1 rRNA gene is annotated in these 1767 nt (G+C 50.9%); it reads right to left on the bottom strand.

Going from position 1 to position 1767, the window contains the following annotated elements:
- Positions 1 to 47: 47 nt before the first annotated feature.
- Positions 48 to 1767, bottom strand: a 23S ribosomal RNA gene (locus AC0J2X_RS19710); the annotation flags it as partial.

Raw genomic sequence — 1767 nt, 5'->3', positions numbered from 1 at the left:
TTAGCTTGTCTACAACACTCAGAAGTCTAAAGCTTCTTGGGCGTTGTATGGTTAAGCCTCTCGGGCAATTAGTACAGGTTAGCTTAACGCCTTACAACGCTTCCACACCCTGCCTATCAACGTCATCGTCTATAACAACCCTTCCAGACCTTAAAGGTCAGGGATGACTCATCTTTGGGCCGGCTTCCCGCTTAGATGCTTTCAGCGGTTATCCGTTCCGAACATAGCTACCGGGCAATGCCATTGGCATGACAACCCGAACACCAGCGGTTCGTCCACTCCGGTCCTCTCGTACTAGGAGCAGCTCCCATCAATCATCCAACGCCCACACCAGATAGGGACCGAACTGTCTCACGACGTTCTAAACCCAGCTCGCGTACCACTTTAAATGGCGAACAGCCATACCCTTGGGACCGACTTCAGCCCCAGGATGTGATGAGCCGACATCGAGGTGCCAAACACCGCCGTCGATATGAACTCTTGGGCGGTATCAGCCTGTTATCCCCGGAGTACCTTTTATCCGTTGAGCGATGGCCCTTCCATACAGAACCACCGGATCACTATGACCTACTTTCGTACCTGCTCGACGTGTCTGTCTCGCAGTTAAGCTAGCTTATGCCATTGCACTAACCTCACGATGTCCGACCGTGATTAGCTAACCTTCGTGCTCCTCCGTTACTATTTGGGAGGAGACCGCCCCAGTCAAACTACCCACCAGACACTGTCCACATTCCCGATAAGGGAACAATGTTAGAACATCAAACATACAAGGGTGGTATTTCAAGGACGGCTCCACACAATCTAGCGACTGTGCTTCAAAGCCTCCCACCTATCCTACACATGTAGGTTCAATGTTCAGTGCCAAGCTGTAGTAAAGGTTCACGGGGTCTTTCCGTCTAGGTGCGGGTACACAGCATCTTCACTGCGATTTCAATTTCACTGAGTCTCGGGTGGAGACAGCGTGGCCATGGTTACACCATTCGTGCAGGTCGGAACTTACCCGACAAGGAATTTCGCTACCTTAGGACCGTTATAGTTACGGCCGCCGTTTACCGGGGCTTCGATCAAGAGCTTCGTCCGAAAACTAACCCCATCAATTAACCTTCCGGCACCGGGCAGGTGTCACACCCTATACGTCCTCTTACGAGTTTGCAGAGTGCTGTGTTTTTAATAAACAGTCCCAGCCACCTGGTCACTGCGGCCTCCATTTGCTTACCACGCGAAGTGTTCACAAACAGAGGCGTACCTTCTCCCGAAGTTACGGTACAATTTTGCCGAGTTCCTTCACCCGAGTTCTCTCAAGCGCCTTAGTATTCTCTACCTGACCACCTGTGTCGGTTTGGGGTACGGTTCATATAATCATAAGTTTAGAAGCTTTTCCTGGAAGCAGGGCATCAACAACTTCACTCCCTTGGGAGCTCGTCTCGTGTCTCGGCCTTGAAAACCCGGATTTACCTAAGTCTTCAGCCTACTCACTTTCACTTGGACAACCAACGCCAAGCTTGCCTAGCCTTCTCCGTCCCTCCATCACTGATTATATAAGTACGGGAATATTAACCCGTTTCCCATCGACTACGCATTTCTGCCTCGCCTTAGGGGCCGACTTACCCTGCCCTGATTAGCATGGGACAGGAAACCTTGGTCTTCCGGCGTGGGAGTTTTTCACTCCCATTATCGTTACTCATGTCAGCATTCGCACTTGTGATATGTCCAGCAAGCTTTACAACTCACCTTCATCCACTTACACAACGCTCCCCTACCCAGCAT

Source organism: Alteromonas sp. R7, assembly GCF_055755235.1.
The sequence above is the reverse complement of the archived record's forward strand: the minus strand, read 5'-3'. Positions and strand labels throughout refer to the sequence as shown.